The 25,930-nt window shown below is 61.4% G+C and carries 13 protein-coding genes and 1 pseudogene; 4 read left to right on the plus strand and 10 right to left on the minus strand.

Annotated features, from left to right (window positions below; translation table 11 throughout):
* Positions 1–63 precede the first annotated feature (63 nt).
* From C8K63_RS20585 to C8K63_RS20600, 4 genes and pseudogenes are all read right to left on the minus strand, one after another.
* Complete coding sequence (locus C8K63_RS20585; RefSeq protein ID WP_108218353.1) at positions 64–1,050, minus strand: lysylphosphatidylglycerol synthase domain-containing protein; 987 nt, start codon at positions 1,048–1,050, stop codon at positions 64–66.
* Positions 1,037–2,329 (minus strand): cardiolipin synthase ClsB, encoded by a 1,293-nt coding sequence (clsB, locus tag C8K63_RS20590; protein WP_108218354.1) that lies wholly within the window; start codon positions 2,327–2,329, stop codon positions 1,037–1,039. Before clsB ends, C8K63_RS20585 begins: the two co-directional genes overlap by 14 nt.
* Positions 2,326–3,090, minus strand: a complete 765-nt coding sequence (locus C8K63_RS20595) for an endonuclease/exonuclease/phosphatase family protein (protein WP_256594979.1) — start codon at positions 3,088–3,090, stop codon at positions 2,326–2,328. The genes clsB and C8K63_RS20595 overlap by 4 nt, the downstream gene beginning before the upstream one ends.
* Positions 3,091–3,386: 296 nt before the next feature.
* Positions 3,387–3,524, minus strand: a pseudogene (locus C8K63_RS20600) (MFS sugar transporter); the annotation flags it as partial.
* Positions 3,525–3,624: 100 nt separating this feature from the next.
* Here C8K63_RS20600 and C8K63_RS20605 point away from each other — a divergent pair.
* Positions 3,625–5,739 carry a mechanosensitive ion channel family protein gene (locus C8K63_RS20605; RefSeq protein WP_108218356.1) on the plus strand — a complete coding sequence of 705 codons (2,115 nt, stop codon included), beginning with the start codon at positions 3,625–3,627 and terminating at the stop codon, positions 5,737–5,739.
* Between the two features lie 94 nt (positions 5,740–5,833).
* Here C8K63_RS20605 and C8K63_RS20610 read toward each other — a convergent pair whose 3' ends face one another.
* Positions 5,834–10,159, minus strand: a complete 4,326-nt coding sequence (locus C8K63_RS20610; RefSeq protein WP_108218357.1) for a DEAD/DEAH box helicase — start codon at positions 10,157–10,159, stop codon at positions 5,834–5,836.
* 300 nt (positions 10,160–10,459) lie between these two features.
* Here C8K63_RS20610 and C8K63_RS20615 point away from each other — a divergent pair, with 300 nt between their 5' ends.
* Together C8K63_RS20615 and C8K63_RS20620 are read left to right on the plus strand one after the other, a co-directional pair.
* The gene (locus C8K63_RS20615; RefSeq protein WP_108218358.1) at positions 10,460–11,344 is read left to right on the plus strand and encodes a sugar nucleotide-binding protein; all 885 of its coding nucleotides are present in this window, start codon (positions 10,460–10,462) and stop codon (positions 11,342–11,344) included.
* Positions 11,337–12,266, plus strand: coding sequence for an NAD-dependent epimerase/dehydratase family protein (locus C8K63_RS20620; protein ID WP_108218359.1), 930 nt, complete (start codon positions 11,337–11,339; stop codon positions 12,264–12,266). Before C8K63_RS20615 ends, C8K63_RS20620 begins: the two co-directional genes overlap by 8 nt.
* Before the next feature lie 195 nt (positions 12,267–12,461).
* Here the strand turns inward: C8K63_RS20620 and C8K63_RS20625 are convergent, their stop codons facing one another.
* The 5 genes from C8K63_RS20625 to aceE all read right to left on the minus strand — a co-directional run bounded on the left by C8K63_RS20625 (position 12,462) and on the right by aceE (position 22,515).
* A complete protein-coding gene (locus tag C8K63_RS20625; RefSeq protein ID WP_108218360.1) occupies positions 12,462–13,160 on the minus strand; it encodes an OmpW family protein in 699 nt (232 codons plus the stop codon).
* Positions 13,161–13,314: 154 nt separating this feature from the next.
* Positions 13,315–16,008, minus strand: a complete 2,694-nt coding sequence (locus C8K63_RS20630) for a bifunctional diguanylate cyclase/phosphodiesterase (RefSeq protein WP_108218361.1) — start codon at positions 16,006–16,008, stop codon at positions 13,315–13,317.
* A 234-nt stretch (positions 16,009–16,242) separates the two neighbouring features.
* On the minus strand, positions 16,243–17,637 hold the full coding sequence (locus C8K63_RS20635; RefSeq protein WP_108218362.1) for an alkaline phosphatase D family protein: 1,395 nt from the start codon (positions 17,635–17,637) through the stop codon (positions 16,243–16,245).
* Positions 17,638–17,911: 274 nt separating this feature from the next.
* Complete coding sequence (aceF, locus tag C8K63_RS20640; RefSeq protein ID WP_108218363.1) at positions 17,912–19,858, minus strand: dihydrolipoyllysine-residue acetyltransferase; 1,947 nt, start codon at positions 19,856–19,858, stop codon at positions 17,912–17,914.
* Between the two features lie 11 nt (positions 19,859–19,869).
* Positions 19,870–22,515 (minus strand): pyruvate dehydrogenase (acetyl-transferring), homodimeric type, encoded by a 2,646-nt coding sequence (aceE, locus tag C8K63_RS20645; protein ID WP_108218364.1) that lies wholly within the window; start codon positions 22,513–22,515, stop codon positions 19,870–19,872.
* Positions 22,516–22,898: 383 nt separating this feature from the next.
* On the opposite strand from aceE, the gene glnE reads away from it, so the two are divergent.
* Positions 22,899–25,838, plus strand: a complete 2,940-nt coding sequence (gene glnE, locus C8K63_RS20650) for a bifunctional [glutamate--ammonia ligase]-adenylyl-L-tyrosine phosphorylase/[glutamate--ammonia-ligase] adenylyltransferase (protein ID WP_108218365.1) — start codon at positions 22,899–22,901, stop codon at positions 25,836–25,838.
* The last annotated feature ends 92 nt before the right edge of the window (positions 25,839–25,930 follow it).

Below are 25,930 nucleotides of genomic sequence, written 5' to 3' on the forward strand. Positions count from 1 at the left end.
GCATCCACCAACAGACCCTGTGGGAGCGAGCCTGCTCGCGATGGCGGCCTCGCAACCACCCCATCACTTGGTTTTTTTCTCGACCCGCAACGCCTTGGCCTTGGCCTCCACCAGCAAATACATCACCACGCTAATCAACAGCGGCAAAATGAAATAAATCGCCCGATAGGCTAGCAGTCCCGCTACCAGACTGCCCCGCGAAACCTCATGTTGCAGCAGTGCCACGAACACCGCCTCGAGTACGCCAAGCCCGGCCGGGATGTGGGTGATGACTCCGGCGATGGCGCTGATCAACAGCACGCCCAGCACCAGTGGATAGTCCAGTTTGCCTGGCAACAAGGTGAAAATCACTGCCGCCATCAGCGACCAGTTCAATGCCCCCAGGACCAGTTGCAGCACCGCCATGCGCAGCGACGGCAGATCAATTTCCACGCCGCGAGTCGCCCACTCCCGATGTTTGGAAAACCGACACGCCGCCAGGTATCCGGTGCTCAGCAACAACAACAAAACTCCCACGCCTTGCAGCGCGCTACTGCTGAGTGTCCAGCCCGGTGGCATGTGCACCAGCCCGCTGCTGAACACCGCGCCGGCAATTATCATGTAGCCGAACCAGTTGGTCGCCAGGCTCAGGCCGAGAATTTTCGCGATGTTGCCCTTGCTCACCCCGAGCCGCGAATACAACCGGTAACGCATGGCGATGCCACCGACCCAGGCGCTCAGGCTCAGGTTGAAGGCGTAGCTGATGATTCCCACGGGCAGGATCTGTTTCCACGTCAGGTTCTGGCGGATGTAGGTGCGACCAATCAGGTCGAAGCAGGCGTACACCAGAAAACTCACCAGGGTCAGCCCCGAGGCAATGATCAGCGTGCGCACCTTGAAATCGGCCAGGTTATCGAACACTTCGTTCCACTCGATGCGCTGGGCGAGCGTCGTGAACAGCACGATCAGCATCAGGAAAAACAGCATCGTCAGCGGTCGTTTCCAGCGACGCCAATGGAACTTGCCGGAGCTTTTGCCGGGAGAGGCCGAATGGGTCTCAGCGCGGTTCATGGTCAGCACTCCCGGTTGGCGGGGGGAAGGGTTTCAGGCGAGGTTTATGCGCCGGCAACCAACCGGCCCACGCCGGAAAATGCCGCAGGAAGTGAAACACCAGAAAACCGATGGTCATGTGCCAGACACGCCCTCGTGGCGCGACGTCGGGAGGCATGGCTTTGCAATGGTTATCGCTGAGGTCTTGCAGGCGATCGAACAGATGACGATTGAAGGCCTGGTCGCGGATCAGCACGTTGGCTTCCAGATTCAACGACAGACTCAATGGGTCGAGGTTGCTGGAGCCGACGGTGCTCCAGTCTTCGTCCACCAGGGCGACTTTGCCGTGCAGCGGGCGGTCGCAATATTCGAAGATCTTCACGCCGGACTTGAGCAGGTAGTCATAGGTCATACGCGCGGCGAGCCTGGCCACCCGCATGTCTGGCTGGCCCTGCAGGATCAGCCGCACATCCACGCCTCGGCGGGCCGCGTTGCGGATCTCGCGCAGCAAGCGAAAACCGGGAAAGAAGTAGGCGTTGGCGATCACCGCTCGGCGCTGTGCCTGGCGCAACGCCTGGCGGTAAACCTCTTCGATGTCGGTCGGGTGTTCTCCGTTGTCGCGGTACACCAGCCGTACCTGGCCATCGTGATCGCTGAAGGCCAGTTCCGAGCGCCGCTGCCGTCGGCGTTGCCACCAGTATTTGGCGTGCATCGGGCGACCGCATTGCAGCAGGGCGAAGTGATGGATGTCGGCCACGGCCGGGCCTTGCACCTCTACGGAATAATCCTGTTTGGCCCCGGGGCCGAAGTCGGCCAGATGATCGGCGGAAAAGTTGATCCCGCCGACGAACGCGAGGCTGCCATCCACCACCACGATCTTGCGGTGCAGGCGCCGGAACCAGTTGGTGCGGATGCCCAGGCGTTTCGGTGCCGGGTCGAATATTTGCAGGTGTACGCCGGCCGCAGTCAGCGCGGTGAGGAACCCGGTACTCAGCTCGCCGCAGCCAAAACCGTCGAGGCTGACGATGGTGCGCACGCCACGTTGAGCGGCTTCGATCAGGATCTGCTGCAGCTCATTGCCGACCTTGTCCTCGAACAGAATGAAGGTTTCCAGCAGGATCTCACTTTGCGCCCGGCGCAGGGCTGCAAACACCCGGGGAAAGTACGCCTCGCCATTTTCCAGCAACTCGACCCGATTGCTGCCTTGCCAGCCGTATTCGACATCGACCGCTGTCGGCTCGTGGGTGGGCGGAGCGGGGATGTGTTCCAGCGTGGTTTTTTCCATCGGCCGGCTGCTCATAGCTCGATCTCCACCGACAGCGGGGCGTGGTCGGAAAGGTGCGACCAGGGCCGGGTGGACAGCACTTGCGGATGGCTGGCCTTGAGGTTGCGCACGTAGATGCGGTCCAGGCGCAATGCCGGCAAGCGCGCGGGGAAACTGCGCGCCGGTTTGCCATGCTGCGCGGCGAAGACTTCATGCAGACCGCTGGGCTTGAGAAACGCATCGGCGCGCTGGCGCCAGTCGTTGAAGTCCCCGGCGACAATCACCGGGGCATTGCCGGGCAGGGCGTCCAGGCTTTGGGTGAGCAGCTTCAGTTGCGCGGTACGATGGGTTTCGCGCAGCCCCAGGTGCACGCAAATTGCATGTACCTCCTGACCGTCTCCGGGCATGCGCAACACACAGTGCAAGAGCCCGCGGTTCTCGTGGCCGCTGATGGACACGTCGAGGTTGTCGTGGCGGATGATCTGGAACTTCGACAACAGCGCATTGCCGTGATCACCCGTCGGATACACCGCATTGCGTCCATAGGCGAACTGCGGCCACAGGGTATCGGCGAGGAATTCGTATTGCGGCATCGCCGGCCAATTGGTGTAACGCTTGGGGTGCTGTTCATGGGTGCCGTGGACTTCCTGCAAAAACACCACATCGGCAGACACACTGCGCACCGCTTCACGCAGTTCCGGCAGGATGAAACGCCGGTTGAGCGCAGTGAACCCCTTGTGGGTGTTGACCGTCAGTACCGTAAAACGACAAATGACGGACGAACCTTGTACCCGCATGTCGGTTGCGTTTGAGTGTGCGGGAATATCGGTGTGATTCGCTGTCATGTCGCCTCCCGCCTGACGGCTACTGTCTTTGGATGACTCTGGGGCGGCGGCGAAAGTTTCGATGGGGCTACGGGCGGTACACAGTTATCACACCACAACAGATTTAATGTGGGAGCGAGCCTGTGGTGAGGGGGCTTGCCCCCGTTGGGCCGCGAAGCGGCCCCAAAATCGCTGATGTACCAAAGATTTTGTGAGTGCTACGCACTCAAACGGGGCGGTGCGGCGTTCCGACAAGCCCCCTCGGCACAGCTCGCGGTGCTGGCGCTGAAGCCGGAGAGGTCCTGAAGAATCGGCGCAAGAAAGGTAAAGGCGATGAACGAACCGCCGTAGCCGACGGCTGTCATGGCATACATCAGCAACAGGCGCGGTTGTTTGAGCACCTGCAATTACTGCAACATCGCTGTCCTGCTTTCTGCGGGCAATGTCCGAACTTGCCCGGCATTTCTCGATCAGTTCCTTACAGACACAGCCAAAGGAGTGGGTGCTTTGATCAGGCTCAAGACCGCGATACTGCTGGGCGCGTTGCTGTTGCTGGGCAGCGAACAACTGGAAGCCGCCGCGATACCGGGGCTGCCGACCACCGCGACACCGCTGGCGCACCCCGAACCGCTGGTGCAAGGCGGGTTACTGGGGGCCATCAGCTCAAGCATCGACGAGGTCCAGACCAAGCTTGATCTGGACCAAAACCTCGTCGACGTCTGGCGCCTGCGTGTCGACCTCGCGGCCGATGAAGTGGATCAGTTGGTCAATGAGCCCTCGGTCCGTTCGCCCTGGAGCGTCGCCGGCGATTTTCTGCTGTTGACCTGCGTGTGGGCAGCCGTGTTTGCCTGTCTTTGGCTGCTCGGGCGATTGTTGGCCAAACGCCTGTGCGAGCATCGCCTGCTGCTCAGCCGCGAGCGTGGCCAGGCCCTGCTCGGTTATTTATTGCCCTATACCCTTCCAGCGGTGGTCAGCCTGCCCCTGACGATTTATGCCAGCCAGTTTTTGCCGGTATCGGCGGGTCGGGTGCTGGCGCTGTGTCTGGCTTATGCCGCTAGCGCGGGGATATTTTCCGCGTCATTGGTGCTGTCGTTGGTGGTAGTGTTCAATGCCGGCCACAAACGGCGGGCGGTGCAGATCATTCGCGAGAAGAGTCCCCGGCCGTTATTCGGTATCGGTTTTCTGGTGGCCTTGAGCGATGCCCTGACCAGCCCGCAGATCGCCTATCAACTGGGCAGCAATCTCACCAGCAGCATCGCCGTGTTCACCGGGTTGGCAGCGTCGATGTCCTTCGGCTTGCTGGTGATCCGCATGCGCCGCCCGGTCGCCCATGTGATCCGCATCCTGCCGCTGGCCCAGCGCCTCGGCCAGCCGGCGTTGCGTGAAACCTTGCGGATATTTTCCGGGCTCTGGTATTGGCCGATTCTGTTGATGGTACTGGTTTCGATCATCAACCTGATCGGCGCCGGGGCCGACAACCAGAGAGTGCTGCGCAGCGCCTTGTTCACTACGGTGTTGCTGATTGCCACGGTGTTCCTCAGCACCACGCTGCACCATCTGTTCAAGGCGCGTAGCGAAGCGGAGCTGCGCCGCAGCGGGGCCTACAAGGAGCGTTTTCTCAACTTGTCCCATGCCTTGCTGCGCATTGGCATGGCCATCGTGTTCATCGATATCCTCGGGCGGATCTGGGGTGTGTCGCTGTTCGAATTCGCGGTGAGCAATGCCGTGGGCCGGGCGATCAGCGATTCCCTGAGCCACATCGGCCTGATCCTGCTGGTGACCTGGATGGTCTGGGTGGTGCTCGACACGGCGATTCAGGAGGCCCTGAAACCACCGACCAACAAACGCTCGGCGCGTCAGCCTAGTACGCGGGTGAAAACCATCCTGCCGCTGCTGCGCAACGCGATCAAAATCATCCTGGTGGTGATTTGCGCGATCACCACCATGGCCAACCTGGGAATCAACGTCGCGCCTTTCCTGGCCGGTGCCGGGGTGATCGGCCTGGCGATCGGTTTCGGTTCCCAGCAACTGGTGCAGGACGTGATTACCGGGCTGTTCATCATTATCGAAGACACCCTGTCCATCGGCGACTGGGTGGTGCTTGATTCCGGGCATGCCGGCACGGTCGAAGGCCTGACCATCCGCACCTTGCGCCTGCGCGACGGCAAGGGCTTCGTGCACTCGGTGCCGTTCGGGCAGATCAAGGCCGTGACCAACCAGTCGCGGCAATTCGCCTATGCGTTTTTTTCCGTGCAATTGACCTACGACACCGATGTCGACAAGGCCATCGAATTGATCCGCGAAGCCGGGCACTCCATCAGCAACGACCCGTTCCTGCGCTACAACCTGCAAGGGCCGCTGGATGTGTTTGGCGTCGACAGGATGGACCTCAACGGTGTGGTGCTGACCGCGCAATTCCGCACGGTGTCCGGTGGTCAGTATGCGGTGAGCCGGGCTTTCAATCAGCGATTGAAAAAGCTTGTGGATAACTGCCCGTGGGTGCATTTCGCGCAGACTTATCCACAGCAGGCGCTGGTGCCGAGGCATCCGGTCGAAGCGCCACCGGAGATCGAGCCCGAGCATGCTGCGGTGTTGATGCCGGATCAGCCTCGCTCCCAATAGCAACACCCCTGTAGGAGCTGGCTTGCCAGCGAAGACGCATGGTCAGGCAACATCGATGTTGAACCTGACGGCCTCTTCGCTGGCAAGCCAGCTCCTACAGATAACTGTGTTGAATCAGTTTTTTATGTATTTGAGCGCCCATCTGCTGATCCAGCTCCCCCCAAAACTGTTGCTTGCCAGCAATCTCGGCAGCAACCGGCAATCCATCGCGATACACCAGCCGATTGCTCACCAGCGCCGGGACTTTTACACCGGGCAACAGCGTGCCGGCGAGGTTCAACGGATCGACCCCGCACACTGCGACCAGGCTGCCGTCATGGGGCCGACGCCGGACCTCGCGCAGCAATGGAATCGCTTCGGGCAGGGCGAATTGCTCACCCGCCAGGCCGCTGACAAACCGCCCGCCACGAATCTCGCCCCGCGCCTCCAGGCGATGGAAAGTGCGCAGCAGTTCGCGCCAGCTCGGCAGCCAGTCCGCCTCACGTTCCAGTAAGCGCCAGAACACCACGCCGTAGCGGCGTAGCAAGGTCATGGCGATGTGTTCAAGGGTTTCGGCTGGCGTTGGCGCGGGACGCTGGTTTTCCACCACGGGCGCGGCAGGTGCGCGTCGCAACAGAGCCCAGCGCCCGGCGTCGTCCATACCACCGATAAATGCCCCGCGCCCGCGCCGACTGTTGCGCGGCTGGCGCTTGCTGACCGGGGTGATCAGTGCGCGCAATCCGGCGAAGCTGTCGGCATTCACCAACCCCGCACCCACCAGTTCCTGCAGGGCGATTTCCAGCTCCGAGCGCAGCAGATGGGCCTCATGGATCAGCTCGTCGAAAAACAGCGCGCCATGCTGGCTGAGGGCGGCGTGGACCTTTTGCGTTTTCGGCGACAGTTCGCTGACCGGCGTCTGTTCGGTCAAGCCGCTCCAGAGGCCGACCCGGTTACGCGGCAGCAACACAATCGGCGTACTGCGCAGCGCGGTGCTGGCGCTTTTGTTGTACGCGGTCAGGCGCGTCCACACCAGTCTGCCGCTGCGGCACAACTCATCCAGCCAGGTCGCCGAGTAGTCCTTGATCCGCGCCGGCAGGATGTCTCTGTCCCAGGCTGAAGCGGCGGCGGGGTAGCCTTCGAATTGCGCGACGACGGCTGGCAAAACCGCCGCGCCCTGGCCCTGGCTCGCGGCCGACACATGCTGCCAGTCGAACAGGAACCGCATGAAATCCTGCAACGCCACCGGTTCGATTTCCCGGCGCAGGCGCTTGACCGTATAGCGGTGAATCCGCGCCAGCAAATGCCGCTCGCACCATTCTTCCTCAGTGGTGCCCGGGGTGAAGCGACCGCGCAGCACGTAGCCTTCGCGCTCCAGCTGCGCCAGGGCTTGATTCACTTGCGTAGCGGGCAAGCCGAGCGGTCCGGCAATGCGATCGAGCGCAAGAGGTCCGAAGGCACTGAGTCGCGCGCGGATCAGTTCGAGGATGGCGTCATTGGGGTCCCAAACCTCGTCGAAGTCCGGCAGCGCTTGTAGCGGTGGCGTCAATTCGGCCTGTGGATAAATCGTCCGCAGGCAGGTCAGGCGCTCGAGCGCCAGCCACAACGATTGGCCGGCGTTGATCTGCAAGTGGCTCGCGCGTCCACTGTCGGCCAGGGTCGTGAGCCAATCGAGCCACTGCGGATTGGCACCGGCCTCGGCATCGGTGATGCCCGCCAGGCTCATCAACGCTTCGTGCATTTCATCGACGCCGGAGGGCGCCGGCCAGGCTTCGTCGTGCACGGCGGCAATCGCCTCGGCGTCCAGCGCACCGAGGTCGTCGGTGGATTGCGGATCGCTCCAGCGGCGATTGAGCACGGCCTGGGTTCTACGTTCCTCCAGTGGCGCATCGTCGAGAAAGGTATAGGGCCGGGCGCTGAGAATCTCCGCCGCCAGCGGCGAGGGCGTCGGCAAATCGCGGCTGATCAGGCGAATGTCGCCGCGTTCCATACGCCGCAACAGGGCCAGCCAGCCTTCAGTGTCCATGGCGTCGTGCAGGCAATCGTCGAGGGTCTGTTCCACCAGCGGATGGTCGGGAATCTCCCGTTCGCCGGCGAGGTTTTCCACGCAGGCGATCTGATCGGGAAACACGCTGGCGATCAGGTCTTCGCTTTTCATCCGCTGGATCTGCGGCGGGACTTTGCGCCCGCCGCTGTAGCGCGGCAGCGCCAGGGCCACCCCGGCATTCCAGCGCCAGCGCACACCGAACAGCGGCGCGTCGAGCACCGCTTGAATCAGGATATGCTCGGCGCTGTTGCTGTGCAGGTAGCGCCAGACATCGTCCAGTTCAAAACTGTGGCTGGTGGACAGCGACAGCACGATGGCGTCTTCGCTGGCGGCGGCCTGCAATTCGAAGTTGAAGGTGCGACAGAAACGCTTGCGCAGGGCCAGACCCCAGGCGCGGTTGATACGGCTGCCGAACGGCGTGTGAATGACCAGTTGGGTGCCGCCGGACTCGTCGAAAAAACGCTCCATCAACAGCGTGTCTTGCGATGGCAGGGCGCCCAGCGTTTGTCGCGCTCGGGCCAGGTAGTCCACCAGTTGTCCGGCGCTGGCGAGGTTCAGGCCCAAGGTGTCAGTCAGCCAGTCGAGCGCTGGCTGCAAGTTGCCTGGCGCAGCCTCCAGCAGGTCGTCGAGTTGTGCCTGCAAGCGCGCAACCGCCGCGGACAGTTCGGCGCTGCGCCCCGGCGCTTCCCCGAGCCAGAACGGAATGGTCGGCGGTTGGCCCTGGGCATCCTCGACCCGGACTTTGCCGGTTTCCACGCGCAGGATCCGATAGGACGTATTGCCCAACTGGAAGACATCCCCGGCGATGCTTTCCACCGCGAAGTCTTCGTTGACGCTGCCGATGTTCAGCCCTTGAGGCTCCAGCAGCACGCTGTAGTCGGCGTTGTCCGGAATCGTCCCGCCACTGGTCACCGCTGTCAGTTTTGCGCCACGGCGACCGCGCAGGGTGCGGCTCACGGCGTCGCGGTGCAGGTAGGCGCTGCGGATGCCCTGACGCCCGTTGTAGCCCTCGGCGAGCATGTGCAGCAGCGCCTGGTAGTGTTTGTCGTCGAGTGCGGCGTAGGGCGAGGCACGGCGCAGCATCTCCAGCAGCGCTTGCTCCGGCCACTCCTGGCAACTGACCTCGGCGATGATCTGCTGCGCCAGCACGTCCAGCGGCGCCTGCGGGATCATCAAGGTATCGAGTTCGCCCCGGCGCACGCAGTCGAGCAGCGCGGCGCATTCGATCAGGTCGTCGCGGGTGGTGGCGAACAAACGGCCCTTGGACGTGCCGCCGACCTGGTGCCCGGAACGGCCGACCCGTTGCAGAAACCCGGCAATCGAACGCGGCGAGGCGATCTGGCACACCAGGTCGACGTCGCCGATATCGATCCCCAGTTCCAGCGACGCCGTGGCGATCAGCACCTGCAGGTCGCCGCGCTTGAGTCGCTGCTCGGCGTCCAGGCGAAATTCCTTGGCCAGGCTGCCGTGGTGGGCGGCCACGGCGTCCTTGCCCAGGCGTTCGCTCAGATGACGGCTCAGGCGTTCGGCCAGGCGCCGGGTGTTGACGAAAATCAGCGTGGTCCGGTGTTCCCGGGCGAGGGCGGCGAGGCGGTCGTAGACCAGTTCCCAGACATCGTTGGCCATCACCGCCGATAGCGGCACGGGCGGCACTTCGATGTCCAGGTCGCGGGGGCGGGCGTGGCCGATGTCGACGATCTCGCACGGGCGGTCGCGACCCACCAGGAAGCGCGAGACGGCTTCGACGGGCTTTTGCGTGGCCGACAGACCGATGCGCAGCAACGGCTCAGGGCAGAGTGCTTGCAGGCGTTCGAGGCTCAGGGTCAGATGACTGCCGCGTTTGCTGGCGGCCATGGCGTGGATCTCGTCGATGATCACCGTTTGTGTCGTGCCAAGCATCTGCCGACCGGAATCGGAACCGAGCAGCACGTACAGGGACTCCGGCGTGGTCACCAGAATATGCGGCGCCGTCTTGCGCATCGCCGAGCGGTCCTTTTGCGGTGTATCGCCGGTGCGCACGGCAGTGGTGATCTGCATTTCGGGCAGGCCCATCACGCGCAACTGTTCGGTAATGCCGGCCAGCGGGTTTTGCAGGTTGATCTGGATGTCGTTGGACAGCGCTTTGAGCGGCGAGACGTAGACCACCAGGGTGGCGTCGGGCAAGCCTTCGGGGCTTTCCAGACCGCGGTGCACCAGATCGTCGATGACGGCGAGAAAGGCGGTGAGGGTTTTGCCGGAGCCGGTGGGCGCGGCGACCAGGGTCGAACGGCGCTGGCGGATCAACGGCCACGCCCGGGCCTGGGCGGCGGTGACCGCCGGGAACGTGTGGCTGAACCAGGCACTGACGGCAGGGTGAAAGCCGCTCAGGGCACTGTCTGCGGGGATGGGCAGGTTCATGCAGCAAGTTATGCGGGTGGGGGGCGCAAGATGCAAGTACCGCTCGGGATCTCTGGTGGCCTTCAGGGCCTCTTCGCGGGCAAGCCCGTTCCTACAATGGGTTTGTCCGGCCACTGTAGGAGCGAGCTTGCTCGCGATGAGGCCAGTGGCAGCACTACAAAACTCAGGGATCTACACTTTACGGATGACGGTTGCGCACTAAACCCGCAAAATGCAACGATTCCGGCATTTACCAACGACATCGCCTGGGCGCGGTGTCGATAACGCCATTGTTTCAATCAGACTGGGCCTGCTGACTCTATGCGAATGCGCCTTATGTTACTGGGCGGCGGAAATGCCCTTGGGCAGGCGCTGATTCGCCTCGGTGCGGAGGAAGACATCGGTTTCCTCGCACCCCGCCCGCCCGAAGACGGCTGGGATGCCGCGAGCCTGACACAACTGCTCGACGACACCCGTCCCGATGCGTTGATCAACCTTGCCTACTACTTCGACTGGTTTCAGGCAGAGGCGGTGAGCGAACAGCGTCTGGCCAGCCAGGAGCGTGCGATCGAGCGTCTGGCGGAGCTTTGCCAGCACCACAATATCGTCCTGCTGCAACCTTCCAGCTATCGAGTGTTCGACGGCTCCCGTGCCACGGCTTACAGCGAAAAAGACGAACCGGTGCCATTGGGCCTGCGCGGTCAGGCGTTGTGGCGAATCGAACAAAGCGTTCGCGCCACCTGCCCGCAACACGTGCTGTTGCGTTTCGGCTGGCTGCTGGACGACAGCCCGGATGGCACCCTTGGCCGCTTCCTCGCCCGTGCCGAACAACCTGAAGAATTGCTGATGGCCGACGACCGGCGCGGCAATCCGACGCCGGTCGACGATGCCGCCCGCGTGATCATTTCAGTGCTCAAGCAACTCGATTGCGCCGCGCCGCTGTGGGGCACCTACCACTACGCCGGGCATGAGGCGACCACGCCGCTGGCGCTGGGGCAGGCGATTCTGACCGAAGCCCGCAGCTTGCATCCGCTAGCCATCGAATCCCCGACCGCCCAGGCTCACGCCGCGCGTCCGGATGCTGCCGAAGAACCGCAGCACGCGGTATTGGCCTGCAAAAAAATTCTGCACACCTTCGGGATCAAACCGCGCGCTTGGCGTGCGGCGCTTCCCGGTCTACTGGACAGGTTCTATCGCCATGGCTGACGGCCCCGTTTTGATCACCGGCGGTGCCGGTTTCATTGGTTCGCACCTGACTGACGCCCTGCTTGCCAAGGGCCATGCGGTGCGGATTCTCGATGACCTGTCCACCGGCAAGCGCAGCAATCTGCCGCTGGACAATCCCAGGGTCGAACTGATCGTCGGCGACGTGGCCGATGCGGCCTTGGTTGCCCAGGCGATGGCCGGATGCAGCGCCGTGGCGCACCTGGCCGCCGTGGCTTCGGTGCAGGCCTCGGTGGACGATCCCGTGCGCACGCACCAAAGCAACTTCATCGGTACGTTGAACGTCTGTGAAGCCATGCGCCAGACCGGGGTCAAACGCGTGCTGTTCGCCTCCAGCGCGGCAGTGTATGGCAACAATGGCGAAGGTGAGTCGATCGACGAAGACACGCCCAAGACGCCGCTGACGCCGTATGCAGTGGACAAACTGGCCGGTGAGCACTATTTCGATTTCTACCGCCGCCAGCATGGGCTGGAGCCGGTGATTTTCCGCTTCTTCAACATCTTCGGTCCGCGCCAGGATCCGTCCTCGCCGTACTCCGGGGTGATCAGCATATTCAGCGAGCGCGCACTGAAGGGCTTGCCGATCACAGTGTTCGGTGATGGTGAGCAGACCCGGGATTTTGTCTACGTCGAAGACCTGGTCGACCTGCTGGTGCAGGCCATCGAGAAGCCCCGGGTCGAAGTCGGTGCGGTCAACGTTGGCTGGAACCAGGCGACGACCCTCAAGCAAATGCTCGAGGCGCTGGAAGCCGTGGTCGGCAAGTTGCCACCGGTGAGCTACGGCCCGGCGCGCTCCGGTGACATTCGTCACTCCCGGGCGAACAACCGACGCCTGTTGGAACGCTTCAGCACCACAGAGCAGACACCGATGCGTGTGGGGTTGGCGCGGTTGCTGGGGCGCTGAGATTCTTGCGGCCACAAAAAAGGCGCCTTTGACTGGCGCCTTTTTTGTGGCCGGAATTTGCGTTAAAGCGGACGAAATCCCTGTGGCGAGGGGGCTTGTCGGATCGCCGCATCGCCCCGTTCGACTGCGCAGCAGTCGTCGTCATTTTTAAGTCTAATCACCACAAAGCCTCATTCACCACCACGTGAACATTTTTTAGAACTTGTAACCCAGACCCACCATGTAGATGAACGGGTCTACATCGACGTCCACACGTGCCCGGGTACCTGGGGCAATCGAGTTGTTCTCGACAGTGGCGCGGGTATCGATGTCGATGTAGCGCACCTGGGCGTTGATCATGATGTTGTCGGTCAGCATGTAGTCAGCACCGACTTGCCACGCCAGGCCCCAGGAGTTTTCCGCCTTGAAGTTGCTGAAACCGGCGGACTGCGCTTGGCTGCCAACGTGTTCATCGTAGATATAGGTGTAGTTGATGCCGCCGCCGACGTACGGCTGGAAGGCCGACTTCGGATCCAGCGGGTAGTACACCAGGCTCAAGGTTGGCGGCAGCTGCTTGAGGGTGCCGAGTTTGCCGTTGGCCGCGCTCAGGGCCGTGCCCTTGAGTTTCACGTCATGCTCGAACGGTGTGGCCGCCAGCAGCTCGATACCCAGGTGGTTGGTGAGCATGTAGGCGAAGTTCAGGCCCAGTTGTGTGTCGCTGCTCATGGTTGCCTTGCCGCCCAGGTCGGCACCTGCGAGCGGGCCTTGATCAACCTTGACGCTGGAGCTGTCAGCCTCGGGGTTGACGGTGATTGCACCAGCGCGAATGAGAATATCGCCGGCCTCGAAGGCGTGGGCGAGCGGGGCTGCGAGCGCGAGGGCAACCAGCGAAGCGCTGAGCATGGACTTGTTCATGGGGGCTCCAGAGGACGTTAAAAATGTTCGATGTCCAATGGTAAGGTGCCTAACGAATCGGTCTTTTGATGCAACTCAAGGAAAGTGCTAAGGAGTGGATTTTGTAGCGATTTCGATGGCCCCTTTGCGAGCAGGTTCGCAGGTCCTGTGCCTGTCAGGCGATTGGGCCTCGCGGGTAGCGCTTGAGCTTTTCGATCAGCTCATTGCCCGGGATCGGACGATCGAACAGGTAGCCCTGGCCGACGTCGCAGCGGTGACGGCGCAGAAACGACAACTGCTCGGCGGTTTCGATGCCTTCAGCCACGACCTTGAGTTTCAGGTTGTGCGCCATGGCGATCACCGCGGAGGTGATTTCCATGTCGTCCTGGTTGTCCGGGATTTCGTGGATGAAGCTTCGGTCGATCTTGATGATGTCGATGGGGAATTTTTTCAAGTAGCTGAGCGACGAGTAACCGGTGCCGAAGTCGTCCATGGCCAGGGTCAGGCCCAGGCGCTTGAGTTGCTCGAGTTGCAAGTGGGTGTCTTCGGTGGCTTCCAGCAGCAGGCCTTCGGTCAGCTCCAGCTCCAGTAAATGAGCTGGAAGGGCTTCTTCCTTGAGGATGTTGGCAATGGAGGCCACCAGGTCCGGATCGGAAAACTGCTTGGGCGACAGGTTGATCGCCACTTGCAGGTTGCCCAGGCCGGCGACGGTCAGCGCTTTGCTCATGCGGCAGGCCTGGCGGGCGATCCATTTGCCGATCGGAATGATCAGCCCGGTTTCTTCGGCGACGCTGATGAACTGATCCGGACGGATCATGCCCTTTTCCGGATGGTCCCAGCGCAGCAGTGCTTCCATGCCCAGCAGGCGACCGCTGCGCAGGCACAGCTTGGGCTGATAGAACACGTCGAGCTCGTTCTGGGTCAGGGCGCGGCGCAGGTTGTTCTCGACGAACAGCTTGTAGCTGGCCTCGGCGTTCAGCGCTTCGGTGAACACTTGCACCTGGTGTTTGCCGTTGGCCTTGGCCTTGTGCAGCGCCAACCCGGCGTTGCGCATCAGGGTTTGCGGGTCGCGCCCGTGCAGCGGCGCGCAGGCCAGGCCCACGGAGCCGGTGACGCTGATCAACTGGTTGTCGACGAACATCGGTTTGTCGAGGGTCGCCAGCAACTGGTTGGCCACTTGCTGGCCTACCGTGAGGTCGCTGTTGTCCAGCAATACGGCGAATTCGTTACTGGCGAATCGCGCCAGGCTGCCGCTCGGAACCAGGCTGTTGCGCAGGCGCCGGGCGAGGCTGATCAGCAGCTTGTCGCCAGTCTGGTGGCCAAGGCTGTCATTGATCCGCTTGAAGTTATCGATGTCCACCAGCAACAGGCTGATTGGCGCATCGCTGTCCCGGGCGAAGCGTTCATCGAGGTTACGAATGAAGGCCGGGCGGTTGCCGAGATTGGTCAGGTTGTCGGTGTAGGCCAGGCGCTCGATACGTTGCTGAGCGAGCTTGTTCTGGGTGATGTCTTCGTAGATGCCGATGTAGTGGGTCAGCTCGCGGTTGTCGCCGTATACCTTGGAGATCGACAACTGGCCCCAATAGGGTTCGAGGTTTTTCCGGCGGCTCTTGAATTCGCCCTGCCAACTGTTGCTCTTGGCCAACGCCGAAGGCGCGTCGAACAGCAGTTCGCTGAGGTTCTCCAGGGCTGGTAGTTCTGACAGGCGCTGACCGTGCACTTCTTCGGTGGAATATTGGGTGATCGCGGTGAAGCTCGGGTTGACGTATTCCACCACGCCGTCGCAGTTGACCAGCAGAAAGGCGTTGGCACTTTGTTCGACCGCACGCTGGAACAGGTGCAGGGCGCTGGTGGCGGTTCGCCGGTTGTGGTTGCTGATGACCTGGGCAAACTGGTCCGCCAGTTCTCCGGCGAAGGCGATTTCATCCGACTGCCAGGCGCGGGTCGCGCCGGTCTGCTCCAGGCACAAAACGCCGACCACCTGGCCATCGACGCGGATGCTGGCGTCAAGCATTGCGTTGACGTCGCGTGGGCGCAGGCTTTCGGCCATCTCCCGGGTGCGCGGGTCGCGCATGGCGTTATGTGCGTCGATGGCGCGGCCGGTGTGCAGGGCGTCGAGGTAATCGGGGAAAACGCTGACGTCGATCGGTTGCGGCAGCAGGTATTCCTGATTCGTGCGGTGATAGGCCGAGATCGGCACCAGCCTCGAGCCTTCGAGGTGCCACAGGCTGGCGCAGTCGATTTCGTAAATATCGCAGGCGCTGCGGGTGATCAGCTCGGCGGCTTCCAGCAAGGAATTATTGCTGCTGTAGCGTTGACGGGTGAGCAGCAGGATCAGGTCCTGCTGGGCACGCGCCCGGTCCAGATGCAGCAATTGCTCCTGCTGGGCACGTTGATTGAGTTCCAGGGCGATTTGCAGGCGCGAGTTCTGGGTTTCCAGATCCAGGGCCGGTTGCAGCGGGTCATCCTCGAACAGGCCGTCAATGACCAACAGGTAGCCGCGCAACAGGTGACGATTGTGTTGTTTGTAGGCTTCGCCCAGTTCCAGCAGATTCAGGGAGCCCGAGGCGGTGTGCAGGGTGTAGCGGATCAGGTAATGCGGGCTTTCAGTCAGCTGCTGCTGGACCGCGTCGTGCAGTTGATAGCGCGCTTGCGGTTCCATCAGGCTGGCGTAGGGCGAGCCCACCAGCGCACACAACTCGACGGCTGGCAGACCGAACTGGCGTTCGCAATTGGGATCGAGAAACAGCAGCGCCCAGCTGGGTTCATTAAGCCGTTCGAAACGCAGCATGCCGAGCCGCGAGGGCACAGGCAACTGCGTCACTACCTCGGCCACCATACGGCTGGCGGCATCGGGTTGGCTTTTCATGGAGGGAAACTCGCTTCGAATGTGCTGAACGCGCTGGGCTCTCGCCCTCTTTACTGTTGCCTGCGGCAAGGTTGCATCATTGCGGCACCGACTGACAAGAGAGATGAAGGCCAAGTGCTATAAGAATATGTCGGCAGGCGACGGGATTTCTTCAGTCGGTGGAAAAAAGTAATGCTGTTCGCCGAAAAGTCGCAGTTTTGCACGTGTTGCCAATGGCTGCGATCTGTTTCCGCGTCAGCGAATCGGGATGCCAATGGACTGCAAAAGCTTGCCCTCCCGGTCGTGGAAATTCACCTGAAGCCGCCGAGCCTCGACGACCATGTGTGAAAAGTTATCCTGGCTGATCACGCCGCTGGTCAGTTCATGTCGATAGTCGCCAGCGGCGGTGCAGACCAGGGGTTGATCAAGGGTGAACGTGGCGGCCGTGGCATAGGGCAGCATTCTGCTGTTGCACAGCGGTGACGAGACGACGGTGTGGACTTCGAAGTCCGGGTCCTCGCTGTAGGTCAGCCGACTGGTCAGCGAGCCGTGAACATCACCGGAAATGAACACGACGTTCTTGATGCGGTGTGTGCGAATGGTCTCCAGCAACCGTAGCCGTTGTTCCGGGAAGGCTTGCCAGGCGTCATCATCCGAGCGTTTTTGGTCAGGGTAGAACATGACGCTGGTGACCACGAACTTGACCCGCGCCGGGGTGTGGATCAGCCAGTCGCACAAGGTCTGCTCCTGGTCTGCGTCGAGAATGCGGCGGTCAGTGGCCGACAGATTGCGTCGGGTTCGACTGTCGGTCACAAACCATTCGATATCACCTTCAGTAAATTGATACCAGTATTTGTCCAGTCGTTTATTTATAAGTCCATCATTGGTGAGTGCATGAGCTGGACTATGGCTGGCCTGATACAACTCATAGGCCCTGATTGCGTTTGCATATAAGTAGTCATCGGACTTTCTCTTGTTGGCGGGCCAGTTGTCTTCTATTTCATGGTCGTCAAGGATCATGTAAGTGGGCAGACTGGACATTAGTCTGGCGATATTAACCTGCGAAAACGCCACGCGATATTTTTGCAGGATTTCCTTGAGCTTCCGATCGGGGGCGACGATGTTCAAATCATCGACATAGATTTGGTCCCCTGTCATCACCTGCGCACTGACGGGAGGACTGGCGTGCTCCACCAGGCGTGAAATTGAAGCGAAGATTCTGTCGCCCAATTGAGGGGCCCATGCAATGCCGGCGGTCATGCGCAAGTATCGACAGGAACCGACAATGTAGGCCCTTGGCAGACTGGCCTGGCTGGAACGGGTACGAAAGTGATAAACCTGCCGTGGCCATTGCAGCGGCAGTTCCTTCACCGTGTCGACGGTGTGCGCCGGTCTCATCGGGCTGAACCACCCGGCCTGATATTCATAGTCGGAGTCGGCGGACAGATTGTTCAGTGCAAAGACTTCGCACATGTCGCGCTCGGGTTCGAGTTTCGCAAAGTCGCCTTTTGACCAGTGATCTTCGCCCAAGCGTCTATAACGAACTCCGGCAAATACCAAGGTGTTTTTATTGTGTTTGCCGCGTAAAAAAATACGGGCGTGATTAGTTGTGGTGTGGCCAATAATCGGGCCGACAGTTGGTTTAAACATGATTGAGTCCATTCAGCTGTTTACGAATTGGTTAGATGGTTGTTTCGGGTGTGATAAGTAGTCTTTCAGCCAAGGCTAGTTATTTGGCCCGAAAAAATATCTGGCAGAAATGGACTCGAGTTGTGGGCGATATCAGCCACAAATGTAGGAAGACGTTCTAAGCAAGAAATTCAGGCAAAAAAAGCCCCGCCAAATTGGCGGGGTTGAGGTACGAGCGTGGCGCTCGGAAACGTGGAACGCGATCGGCCCTCCGGTGAAGGAGGGCCGGTCGGTGTTACAGGAGCATGGTGCGGATGTCGCCCAGCAGGTCGCTCAGACGCTTGGTGAAGCGTGCAGCAGCGGCGCCGTTGATCACACGGTGATCGTAGGACAGCGACAGGGGCAGCATCAGTTTCGGCTGGAAGGCTTTGCCATCCCAGACTGGCTGGATGGTTGCCTTGGAAACACCGAGGATCGCCACTTCCGGCGCGTTGACGATCGGCGTGAAGCCGGTGCCGCCAATGTGGCCGAGGCTGGAAATGGTGAAGCAGGCGCCTTGCATCTCGTCCGACGAGAGCTTCTTGGTCCGGGCTTTTTCAGCCAGGGAAGCCGCTTCGGCCGCCAGTTGCAGCAGGCTCTTCTGATCGACGTTCTTGATGACCGGTACCAGCAGGCCATCCGGGGTGTCGACGGCGAAGCCGATGTTCACGTATTTCTTGCGGATGATCGCTTTGCCGCTTGGCGCCAGCGAGCTGTTGAAGTCCGGCAGTTCCTTGAGCAGGTGCGCACAGGTCTTGAGCAGCAACGGCAGGATGGTCAGCTTGACGCCAGCCTTCTCTGCAACGGCTTTCTGGGCAACGCGGAACGCTTCGAGTTCGGTGATATCCGCCGAGTCGAATTGTGTCACGTGCGGCACGTTCAGCCAGCTGCGGTGCAGGTTGGCGGCGCCGACCTGCATCAGGCGGGTCATCGGCACTTCTTCGATTTCACCGAAGCGGCTGAAGTCCACGACCGGAATCGGCGGGATGCCCGCGCCACCGGTTGCGCCAGCAGCAGCGGCTGGTGCTTCCTTGGCCTTCTGCATCATGGCCTTGACGTAAACCTGCACGTCTTCCTTCAGGATGCGACCGTGCGGCCCGCTGGCACCCACTGCGTTCAGCTCGACGCCGAATTCGCGGGCCAGTTGACGCACGGCAGGGCCGGCGTGAACCTTGGCGCCCGGCTTGGCTGGAGCGGCGGCCGGGGCAGCAGCAGGTGCAGCGGCGGCGGCAGGAGCAGATGGAGCAGGTGCGCTCGGAGCAGCAGCGGCAGGTGCCGGAGCCGCGGCTGGAGCGGCGCCTTTGACTTTCAGTTTCAGGATCAGATCGCCAGTACCGACTTCGTCATCGAGCTTGATGGAAACGCTTTCCACCACGCCAGCGGCTGGCGACGGGATTTCCATGCTTGCCTTGTCGGATTCCAGGGTGATCAGCGACTGGTCGGCGGCAACGGTGTCGCCGGCCTTGACCAGGACTTCGATGATCTTGGCCTTGCCCGAAGAACCGATGTCCGGAACGTGGATGTCCTGAACGCTGTCGGCCACTGGAGCAGCCGGGGCTGCCGCAGGTGCAGCGGCGGGTGCCGGAGCGGCAGCCTGGGCCGGAGCAGCAGCTGGTGCAGCAGCACCCGCCACTTCCAGATCCAGGATCAGGTCGCCGGTGCCGACTTCGTCGTTGAGCTTGACGCTGATGGCCTTGACCACGCCAGCGGCAGGCGACGGGATTTCCATGCTCGCCTTGTCCGATTCCAGGGTGATCAGCGACTGATCAGCCGCGACGGTGTCGCCGACCTTGACCTGGATCTCGATGATCTGGGCCTTGCCCGACGAACCGATGTCCGGCACGTGCACTTGCTGAACGCTGGCAGCAGCCGGCGCAGCAGGAGCAGGCGCGGCGGCAGGCGCAGCAGCCGGTTTGGCTTCTGCCTTGGCCGCCGGCGCAGCGGCAGCCGCAGGAGCCGCAGCAGCGGCACCTTCGACTTCCAGCTCCAGCAGTTCGTCGCCTTCTTTCAGGCGATCGCCCAGCTTCACTTTCAGGCTCTTGATGATACCGGCCTTCGGCGCGGGCACTTCCATGCTCGCCTTGTCCGACTCAAGTGTCAGGATGCTCTGGTCGGCTTCGATACGGTCGCCGACCTTCACAAACAGTTCAATTACTTCACCTTCACCGCTGCCGATGTCAGGTACGCGAATGAGTTCGCTCACAAAATCTCTCCTCAGCAGTCCAGTGGGTTGCGTTTTTCCGGGTTGATACCGAACTTGGCGATGGCCTCGGCCACCACTTTAGGTTCGATGTCGCCACGGTCAGCCAGTGCTTCCAGGGCTGCCAACACCACGAAATGACGGTCGACTTCGAAGAAATGACGCAGTTTCTTGCGGCTGTCGCTGCGGCCGAAACCGTCGGTGCCCAGGACTTTGAATTCCTTGGACGGTACCCACTGACGGATCTGCTCGGCGAACAGTTTCATGTAGTCGGTAGACGCAATGACCGGACCTTTACGGCCGTTCAGGCACTCTTCGACATAGCTCAGCTTAGGCTTCTGGCCCGGGTGCAGACGGTTGGTGCGTTCAACGGCCAGGCCGTCGCGACGCAGTTCGTTGAAGCTGGTGACGCTCCACACGTCGGCGCCGACGTTGAACTCTTCACGCAAAATCTTCGCTGCTTCACGGACTTCACGCAGGATGGTGCCGGAGCCCATCAGCTGAACGTGGTGCGCCGCTTCGCGGGTGTCTTCCTCAAGCAGGTACATGCCTTTCTTGATGCCTTCTTCGGCACCGGCCGGCATGGCTGGCTGCTGGTACGACTCGTTCATTACGGTGATGTAGTAGAAGACGTCCTGTTGCTCTTCGGTCATCTTCTTCATGCCGTCCTGAATGATCACCGCCAGCTCGTAGCCGTAGGTTGGATCGTAGGTGCGGCAGTTCGGGATGGTGGCAGCCAGCAGGTGGCTGTGACCGTCTTCGTGCTGCAGGCCTTCACCGTTCAGGGTGGTACGGCCGGCGGTGCCGCCGATCAGGAAGCCACGGGTGCGGCTGTCGCCAGCGGCCCAGGCCAGGTCGCCGATACGCTGGAAGCCGAACATCGAGTAGAAGATGTAGAACGGCAGCATCGGCTGATTGTGGCTGGAGTACGAAGTACCGGCAGCGATGAAGGAGCTCATGGCGCCCGCTTCGTTGATGCCTTCTTCGAGGATCTGGCCCTTCTGGTCTTCCTTGTAGAACATCACCTGGTCTTTATCGACTGGCTCGTAGAGCTGGCCGACGGAGGAGTAGATGCCCAATTGACGGAACATGCCTTCCATACCGAAGGTACGGGCTTCGTCCGGGATGATCGGCACGATGCGCGGACCGATTTCCTTGTCCTTGACCAGCTGCGCGAGGATCCGCACGAAAGCCATGGTGGTGGAGATTTCGCGGTCGCCCGAGCCGTCCAGGATCGCCTTGAGGGTGTCCAGTGGCGGCGTCGGGATGTTGAAGCTCTTGGCGCGACGCTGAGGTACGAAGCCGCCCAGTGCGGTACGACGCTCGCTCAGGTAACGGGCTTCGGCGCTGCCTACTTCCGGTTTGAAGAATGGCAGGTTTTCCAGTTCATCGTCCTTGACCGGGATGTCGAAGCGGTCGCGGAACAACTTCAGGCTTTCGACATCGACCTTCTTGGTGTTGTGCGCAGTGTTTTTCGCTTCGCCGGCACCGGTGCCATAACCCTTGATGGTCTTGGCCAGGATGACGGTCGGTTGTTCTTTGTGGTTGACCGCTTCGTGGTACGCCGCGTAGACCTTGTACGGGTCGTGGCCGCCGCGGTTGAGCTTCCAGATCTCGTCGTCGGACAGGTCTTCGACCATCGCCTTGAGTTCAGGCGTGTTGAAGAAGTGTTCACGCACGAACGCGCCGTCTTTGGCTTTGTAGTTCTGGTACTCGCCGTCGATGACTTCGTCCATGCGGCGTTGCAGGATGCCGTCGACGTCCTTGGCCAGCAGTGGGTCCCAGAAACGGCCCCAGATGACTTTGGTCACGTTCCACTGGGCACCGCGGAACACGCCTTCGAGTTCCTGGATGATCTTGCCGTTGCCGCGAACCGGGCCGTCGAGGCGCTGCAGGTTGCAGTTGATGACGAAGATCAGGTTGTCCAGTTTCTCGCGGCCGGCCAGGGAGATGGCGCCCAGGGATTCCGGCTCGTCGCACTCGCCGTCGCCCAGGAAGCACCAGACTTTCTGTTTGCCCGGCTGGATGAAGCCACGGTGTTCCAGGTACTTCATGAAGCGTGCCTGGTAGATCGCCTGGATCGGGCCCAGACCCATGGATACGGTCGGGAACTGCCAGAAGTCAGGCATCAGCCAAGGGTGCGGGTAGGACGACAGGCCTTGACCATCGACTTCCTGACGGAAGTTGTTCATCTGGTCTTCGGTGATGCGGCCTTCCATGAACGCGCGGGCGTAAACGCCTGGCGAGGTGTGGCCCTGGAAGTAGATCAGGTCACCGCCGTGTTCGTCGCTCGGGGCCTGGAAGAAGTAGTTGAAGCCAATGTCATACAGGGTTGCACTGGAAGCGAAGCTGGAGATGTGACCGCCGAGGTCGGAATCTTTCAGGTTCGTACGCATTACCATGGCCATCGCGTTCCAGCGTACCAGCGAGCGAATGCGGCGTTCCATGAACAGGTCGCCAGGCATGCGTGCTTCGTGGGTAACGGGGATCGTGTTGCGGTAAGGCGTGGTGATGGCGTAAGGCAACTGCGAACCGCTGCGGGTCGCGAGTTCACCCATACGGGTCATCAGATAGTGAGCACGGTCTTCGCCTTCTTTGTCGAGAACCGATTCCAGGGCGTCCAGCCATTCCTGGGTTTCGACGGGATCGAGGTCTTGCATGGCTTGCTCCAGGGCGGAAAGGCTACCAGAATCGGTTGCCTGAGTTAGCGACTGGCCTTGTGGGCAGACGTTATGAATTCTTGGATTGCCGACAGGTTGTTCCGGCGGCGTGTAGTTTTACTACAAATCTTCCGGCATTTCAGCCCGTCTAATGTATATACGAGTAGTAAAACTACAGATGAGCGGCTTGTAGCCCCCGGCTGCGTTGTGAGAATAATCGTTAAGGTTGGTCTTTTTCCAACTACAAAAGGTAAAAGCTTGATGCTGGCTGCCAAAACTAAAGAAATTTCAGCTATTTCTAACTTTTGTTCGACAGTCCCTCAGGTAGTGAGTTTTCGAAAACCACTACATGCAGTCCGTTATACGCCGATCAAGGATAGACCATGAGCCTCCCTTCGCTTGCCGAACTGCCCGCCATTCTCCTGCCGTTGGTCACTCGCGCCGAGCAGTCGTTCCGGGCTGCCGTCGCTGCCCTGGACGATGACCACGGGCTGTCCACCTGGACGCCGGAACGCTGGGCGCAATTTGCCCGCGTGACCGCCGCCAGCGATTTCGTGATTGAACAGTGTATTCGTGACCCTTTGATGTTGCTGGCGTTGGTGCAGTCCGGCGAACTGGACCGCCGCTTCGCTCCCGGTGAGTTGTGCGCGCAGATTGCCGCTGCCGTGAGCGTGGCCGAGACCGATGATCAGCTTGCTCGCGCCTTGCGTCGTCAGCGTGCACGCCATCAGGTGCGGATCATCTGGCGCGACCTGACCCGTCAGGCTGACCTGATCCAGACCTGCCGCGACCTCTCGGACATGGCCGATGCCAGTATCGATCAGGCTTATCAATGGTTGTACGTGCGGCATTGCCAGCAGTTCGGCGTGCCGACCGGCCGGCGAAGCGGCGAGCCGCAGCAGATGGTCGTTCTCGGCATGGGCAAGCTCGGTGCCGTGGAGTTGAACCTGTCCTCGGACATCGATCTGATTTTTGCCTACCCCGAGGGCGGCGAAACCGTCGGTGTGAAACGCGCCCTGGATAACCAGGAGTTCTTCATTCGTCTGGGCCAGCGGCTGATCAAGGCCCTGGACCCGATGACCGTCGATGGCTTTGTATTTCGCGTCGACATGCGCTTGCGACCTTACGGTTCGTCCGGCGCTCTGGTGCTGAGCTTCAACGCGCTTGAACAGTATTACCAGGACCAGGGCCGCGACTGGGAACGCTACGCGATGATCAAGTCGCGGGTGGTGGCCGGCGATCAAGTCGCCGGCGCGCAACTGCAGGAGATGCTGCGGCCGTTCGTTTACCGGCGCTACCTGGACTTCTCGGCCATCGAAGCGCTGCGCACCATGAAGCAGCTGATCCAGCAGGAAGTGCGACGCAAGGGCATGGCCGACAACATCAAGCTCGGTTCCGGCGGTATTCGTGAAGTCGAGTTCATTGCCCAGGCGTTCCAGCTGATTCACGGCGGCCGCGATCTGAGCTTGCAGCAACGCCCGCTATTAAAGGTGCTGAGCACGCTGGAAGGTCAGGGTTACCTGCCGCCGGCCGTGATCGGCGAGCTGCGTGAGGGTTACGAGTTCCTGCGTTACACCGAACACGCGATTCAGGCGATTGCCGACCGCCAGACGCAGATGTTGCCCGATAGCGAGCAGGATCAGGCGCGTATTGCCTTTATGCTGGGTTTCGCCAACTGGACGGCCTTCCACGAACAATTGATGTATTGGCGCGGCCGCGTGGCCTGGCACTTCGGGCAGGTGATCGCCGATCCCGACGAAGAGCAGGGCGCCGAAAGCGAAGTGGTGGTCGGCGGTGAGTGGTTGCCGCTGTGGGAAGAGGCCCAGGACGATGAGGCCGCTTGCCGCCAACTGGAAGAGGGTGGCTTCAAGGATGCCCCCAAAGCCTTGAAAGCCCTGGCCGGCTTGCGCAGCAGCCCACAATTGAGGGCAATGCAGCGTCTGGGGCGCGAACGCCTCGATGCTTTTATTCCGCGTTTGCTGGCACAGGCCGTGGAACATGACAATCCGGACCTGGTACTGGAGCGGGTGCTGCCGCTGGTCGAAGCCGTAGCCCGTCGTTCTGCGTACCTGGTGCTGTTGACTGAAAACCCCGGTGCGCTACGGCGCTTGCTGACGCTGTGCGCGGCGAGCCCGTGGATCGCCGAGCAAATCACCCGTTTTCCGCTGCTGCTCGACGAACTGCTCAACGAAGGCCGCTTGTTCAAGCCGCCACTGGCGCCAGAGCTGGCGGCCGAGTTGCGCGAGCGTCTGACGCGCATTCCCGAGGACGACCTCGAGCAGCAAATGGAGGCCCTGCGTCACTTCAAGCTGGCGCACCGCTTGCGGGTGGCCGCCTCGGAAATCGCCGGCAGCCTGCCGCTGATGAAAGTCAGCGATTACCTGACCTGGCTCGCCGAAGCGATCCTGGAACAAGTGCTGGCACTGGCCTGGCGCCAGACCGTGGCCAAGTACGGCACGCCGCTGCGCACCGATGGCACCTTGTGCGATCCCGGCTTCGTCATTGTCGGTTATGGGAAAGTCGGCGGACTGGAACTCGGGCATGGTTCGGACCTGGACCTGGTGTTCATCCACGATGGCGATCCGCAGGCTGAAACCGACGGACCCAAACCCATCGATGGCGCACAATTTTTCACCCGTCTGGGGCAGCGGATCATTCATTTGCTGACGGCGCAGACTAACTCCGGGCAGTTGTATGAAGTGGACATGCGTCTGCGGCCGTCCGGCGCGTCGGGGTTGCTGGTGAGTTCTCTGGGGGCGTTTGCCCGTTATCAGGAGAACGAAGCCTGGACCTGGGAGCACCAGGCGCTGGTGCGGGCGCGAGTGCTGGTGGGCAGTCAGGATGTCGGCCAGGCATTCGAGAAAGTCCGCGCCGCGATATTGGGCAAGACGCGTGATTTGCCGACCCTGCGCCAGGAGGTCAGCGAGATGCGCGCCAAGATGCGCGATAACCTCGGCAGCAAGAGCACGGCGGCCGGCACCGGGGCAAATGCCTTCGAAGCCACGGCGCCGTTCGATATCAAGCAGGACGCCGGAGGTATCGTCGATATTGAATTTATGGTGCAATACGCGGCCCTGGCGTGGTCCGAAACACACCCGCCATTGCTGCGCTGGACGGATAATATCCGCATTCTGGAAGAGCTGGAGCATGAAGGGCTGATGCCCGTCGAAGATGCCGGCCTGTTGCGTGAAGCGTATAAAGCGTACCGTTCCGCCGCCCACCGGCAGGCCTTGCAGAAAGACCCCGGGGTGATTCCGGGCGACCAGTTCGCAGACGAGCGGCAGCAGGTCATGCGGATCTGGCGTGAGCTGGGGCTAAGCTGAAACGGGATATTTGATACGCCAATATCCCCTGTAGGAGCGAGCTTGCTCGCGATGGTCGTTAACGATAACGCGGCGAGCCTGACACCCCGCGG

The sequence above is a fragment of the Pseudomonas sp. GV085 genome (genome assembly GCF_003050925.1).
Classification (GTDB): Bacteria; Pseudomonadota; Gammaproteobacteria; order Pseudomonadales; family Pseudomonadaceae; genus Aquipseudomonas.